This window comes from Allobosea sp. (assembly GCF_048595345.1).
GTDB lineage: Bacteria > Pseudomonadota > Alphaproteobacteria > Rhizobiales > Beijerinckiaceae > Allobosea.
On sequence record NZ_JBMDWH010000013.1, the window covers coordinates 1 to 4,657 of the forward strand.

The 4,657-nt window shown below is 67.2% G+C and carries 3 protein-coding genes; all 3 read left to right on the forward strand.

Going from position 1 to position 4,657, the window contains the following annotated elements; all coding sequences use genetic code 11:
- Positions 1 to 2,287, forward strand: a 2,287-nt coding sequence (gene gyrB / locus ACOJTB_RS01665; protein WP_420100777.1) for a DNA topoisomerase (ATP-hydrolyzing) subunit B, incomplete at its 5' end; no start/stop codon positions are given.
- Positions 2,288 to 2,308: 21 nt separating this feature from the next.
- Entirely contained in the window at positions 2,309 to 2,782 is a 474-nt protein-coding gene (ybaK, locus tag ACOJTB_RS01670; protein ID WP_420100778.1) for a Cys-tRNA(Pro) deacylase, read from the forward strand.
- 210 nt (positions 2,783 to 2,992) lie between these two features.
- Positions 2,993 to 4,615 carry an ABC-F family ATP-binding cassette domain-containing protein gene (locus ACOJTB_RS01675; RefSeq protein ID WP_420100779.1) on the forward strand — a complete coding sequence of 541 codons (1,623 nt, stop codon included), beginning with the start codon at positions 2,993 to 2,995 and terminating at the stop codon, positions 4,613 to 4,615.
- The last annotated feature ends 42 nt before the right edge of the window (positions 4,616 to 4,657 follow it).

Here is a 4,657-nt window from a genome sequence, read left to right on the forward strand (position 1 = left end):
GGTCGACAACGCCATCGACGAGTCGCTCGCCGGCCATGCCGACCTCGTCACCGTGACGCTGAACGCCGACGGCTCGGTCACCGTCAGCGACAATGGCCGCGGCATCCCGACGGATATCCACAGCGAGGAAGGCATCTCGGCGGCCGAGGTCATCATGACCCAGCTCCATGCCGGCGGAAAGTTCGACCAGAATTCCTACAAGGTCTCGGGCGGCCTGCATGGCGTCGGTGTGTCGGTCGTCAACGCGCTCTCCATCTCGCTGAAGCTCCGGATCTGGCGCGGCGGCAAGGAGCACTTCATGGAGTTCCGCCACGGCGTGGCGGTCGCCCCCCTCGCTGCTGTCGGACCTCAAGGCGACAAGCGCGGCACGGAGGTGACGTTCACCCCCTCGCAAGAGACCTTCACCATGGTGGAGTTCGATTACAAGACGCTGGAGCGGCGCCTGCGCGAGCTCGCCTTCCTCAACTCCGGCGTGCGCATCGTGCTGACCGATGCCCGCCATGCCGAGGTGGTGCGCGAAGAGCTGATGTATGAAGGCGGCGTCGAGGCCTTCGTGCGCTATCTCGACCGGGCCAAGTCGTCCGTGCTCGACAAGCCCATCACGCTCACCGCGGAGAAAGACGGGATCACCGTCGATGTCGCGCTGTGGTGGAACGACAGCTACCACGAGAACGTGCTGTGCTTCACCAACAACATCCCGCAGCGGGATGGCGGCACCCATCTGGCCGGTTTCCGCGCCGCGCTGACCCGGCAGATCACCGGCTATGCCGAAAGCTCCGGGATCTCGAAGAAGGAGAAGGTTTCGCTCACCGGCGACGATTGCCGCGAGGGGCTGACCGCGATCGTTTCGGTGAAGGTGCCGGACCCGAAATTCTCGTCGCAGACCAAGGACAAGCTCGTCTCCTCCGAGGTGCGCCCGGTCGTCGAGAACGTCGTCAACCAGGCGCTGGCGGAGTGGCTGGAAGAGCATCCGGCCGAGGCCAAGACCATCGTCGGCAAGGTCGCGGAAGCAGCGATGGCGCGCGAGGCCGCCCGCAAGGCGCGCGATCTCACCCGCCGCAAGGGCGCGCTCGACATCGCCTCACTGCCGGGCAAGCTGGCGGATTGCCAGGAGCGCGACCCGGCCAAGTCCGAACTCTTCATCGTCGAGGGTGACTCGGCCGGTGGCTCGGCCAAGCAGGGCCGCGCGCGCGAATATCAGGCGGTCCTGCCGCTGCGCGGCAAGATCCTGAACGTCGAGCGCGCGCGCTTCGACAAGATGCTGTCCTCGGAGCAGGTCGGCACGCTGATCACGGCGCTGGGCACCGGCATCGGGCGCGGCGAGGCCGATCAGGGCGGCTTCAACCTCGGCAAGCTGCGCTACCACAAGATCATCATCATGACCGACGCCGACGTCGACGGCGCCCATATCCGCACCCTGCTGCTGACCTTCTTCTTCCGGCAGATGCCGGAGCTGATCGATGCCGGCCATCTCTTCATCGCCCAGCCGCCGCTCTACAAGGCGGCGCGCGGCAAGAGCCATGTCTACCTCAAGGACGAGCGGGCTCTGGAAGAGTACATGATCGACACCACGATCGACGGCGCGACGTTCCGCACCAGCGACGGGGCCGAGCGCGGCGGCGCCGATCTCAAGACGCTGATCGAGGAGGCACGCACGGTCCGCGGCACGCTGGGCCAGCTTCATTCGCGCTATGACCGCCGCGTCGTCGAGCAGATGGCGATCGCCGGCGCGCTCCACCCGGTGAGCGAGGACAACGAGACGCAGGCGAACGAGGCCGCGGCCCGGATTGCCAGGCGGCTCGACCTCATCTCCGACGAGCTGGAGCGCGGCTGGGAGGGCAAGGTCGTCGATGGCGGCTTCGTCTTCACGCGCATGGTGCGCGGCGTGAAGCAGGCGGCCACCGTCGATTCCGGCATGCTCGCCAGCGCCGAGGCACGCCGGCTGGACGCCGCCGCCACCTCGCTGCAGGAGGCCTATTCCAAGCCCGGCACGCTGAGCCGCAAGGGCGATTCCTTCGCGATCAACGGGCCGACCGATCTGTTCGAGGCGGTGATGACCGTCGGCAAGAAGGGCGTCGCGCTGCAGCGCTACAAGGGGCTGGGCGAGATGAACCCGGAGCAGCTCTGGGAAACCACGCTCGACCGGGACGTGCGCTCGCTGCTGCGCGTCAAGATCGACCAGAACGACGAGGCGGACGACCTCTTCGTCAAGCTGATGGGCGATGTGGTGGAGCCGCGTCGCGAGTTCATCCAGACCAACGCCCTGAACGCCACGGTCGACATCTGAGCACGGCGGGCGGCCCGGACCATGGCGCAGACGACGCCCGCCACGCTCGCGCTGAAGAAGCTGGGCATCGCCTTCTCGCTGCACGCCTATGATTACGATCCCGGCGCCGAGCGGGTCGGCCTGCAGGCGGCCGAGGCTCTGGGCGAGCCGCCGCAGCGGGTTCTGAAGACATTGATCGCGCAGGTCGACGGCAAGCCGGCCTGCATCGTGCTCGCCTCCGACCGCGAGGCGAGCATGAAGAAGGTCGCGGCGGCTTTCGGCGGCAAGGCGGCGGCGATGATGCCGGTGCCGGATGCCGAGCGGCTGACCGGCTACAAGGTCGGCGGCGTCAGCCCTTTCGGGCAGAAGCGCAAACTGCCGACGATCATCGACGAGGCGGCGCTCAGTGAGGCGCTGGTCTATGTGAATGGCGGACAGCGCGGCCTGCAGATCCGGCTGGCGCCGGCCGATCTGCTGCGCGGGGCGGAGGCCCGGGCCGCGGCGATCTGCGCCTGACGGCGCCGCGCGGCCTTTCCCCGCCGGGCTTCATCGCGTAGAGCGCTGGTCTCAGACACCGTCTGCCCCCCGTCCTTGCGAGGAGCGAAGTGACGAAGCAATCCAGGGGGACTGGGTTTTCCAGTTCAACCCGGCCCCCCTGGATTGCTTCGCTCTGCTCGCAATGACGGGATCGGCGGTCAACCTCATCCTCCAAGGTCCCCTTATCCCATGATCCGCCTCGAGAACATCAGCAAGCAGAACGGCAAGCAGATCGTCTTCATCGAGGCGTCGGCGGGGTTGCTGAAGGGCGAGAAGGTGGGGCTCGTCGGGCCGAACGGAGCGGGCAAGACCACGCTGTTCCGCATGATCACCGGCGAGGAGGCCCCCGACGAGGGCGTGGTCTCGACCGATCGCGGCATCACCATCGGCTATTTCAGCCAGGATGTCGGCGAGATGGCCGGGCGCAGCGCCGTGGCCGAGGTGATGAACGGGGCCGGCCCGGTGAGCGAGGTCGCAGCCGAGCTCGCCGAGCTCGAGGCGGCGATGGTCGATCCGGACCGCGCCGACGAGATGGATGAGATCATCACCCGCTATGGCGAGGTGCAGGGCCGCTTCGAGGAGCTGGACGGCTATGCGCTGGACGGGCGCGCGCGGGAGGTTCTCGCGGGGCTGGGCTTCAGCGAAGAGATGATGGAGGGCGATGTCGGCGGGCTCTCCGGCGGCTGGAAGATGCGCGTCGCGCTCGCCCGCATCCTGCTGATGCGGCCCGATGCGATGCTGCTGGACGAGCCTTCCAACCATCTCGACCTCGAAAGCCTGATCTGGCTGGAATCCTTCCTCAAGGGCTATGAGGGCGCGGTGCTGATGACCTCGCATGATCGCGAGTTCATGAACCGCATCGTCGGCAAGATCATCGAGATCGATGGCGGCGCGCTGACCACCTATTCCGGCGATTACGAATTCTACCAGCAGCAGCGCGCGATCGCCGAAAAGCAGATGCAGGCGCAGTTCGACCGCCAGCAGGCCATGCTGGCCAAGGAAATCGACTTCATCGAGCGCTTCAAGGCCCGCGCCTCCCATGCCGCGCAGGTGCAGAGCCGGGTGAAGAAGCTCGACAAGATCGAGCGCGTCGAGCCGCCGCGGCGCCGCCACTCCGTCGCCTTCGAATTCCAGCCGGCGCCGCGCGCGGGGGCCGACGTCGTCAGCCTGAAGAACATCCACAAGGCCTATGGCAGCCGCAGCATCTATGAGGGCCTGAACTTCCAGATCCAGCGCAAGGAACGCTGGTGCGTGCTGGGCGTGAACGGGGCGGGCAAGTCGACGCTGCTGAAGCTCGTCACCGGCTCGGCCGAGCCCGATTCGGGCACGGTGCAGATCGGCGCCAGCGTGAAGCTCGGCTATTTCGCGCAGCATGCGATGGAGGTGCTCGACGGGGAGCGCACCGTATTCGAGGCGCTGGAGGATCGCTTTCCGCAGGCCGGACAGGGTTCGCTGCGCTCGCTCGCCGGCTGCTTCGGCTTTTCGGGCGACGATGTCGAGAAGCGCTGCCGGGTGCTCTCCGGCGGCGAGAAGGCGCGGCTCGTGATGGCGATGATGCTCTACGATCCGCCGAACTTCCTCGTGCTCGACGAGCCGACCAACCATCTCGACATCGCCACCAAGGAAATGCTGATCACCGCGCTCTCGAACTATGAGGGCACGATGCTCTTCGTCAGCCACGACCGGCATTTCCTGGCCGCGCTGTCGAACCGGCTGCTGGAGCTGACGCCGGAAGGCGTCCATGCCTATGGCGGCGGCTATACCGAATATGTCGCCCGCACCGGGCAGGAGGCGCCGGGCCTGCGCAGCTGAGGCACCGGGCCGGGCGCAGCCCTCAGCCCCTGCCGAGCCGCG

Coding starts and splice junctions, on each gene's coding strand:
- ACOJTB_RS01675 (WP_420100779.1), top strand. CDS start 2,993: ATGATCCGCCTCGAGAACATCAGCAAGCAGAACGGCAAGCAGATCGTC.
- ybaK (WP_420100778.1), top strand. CDS start 2,309: ATGGCGCAGACGACGCCCGCCACGCTCGCGCTGAAGAAGCTGGGCATC.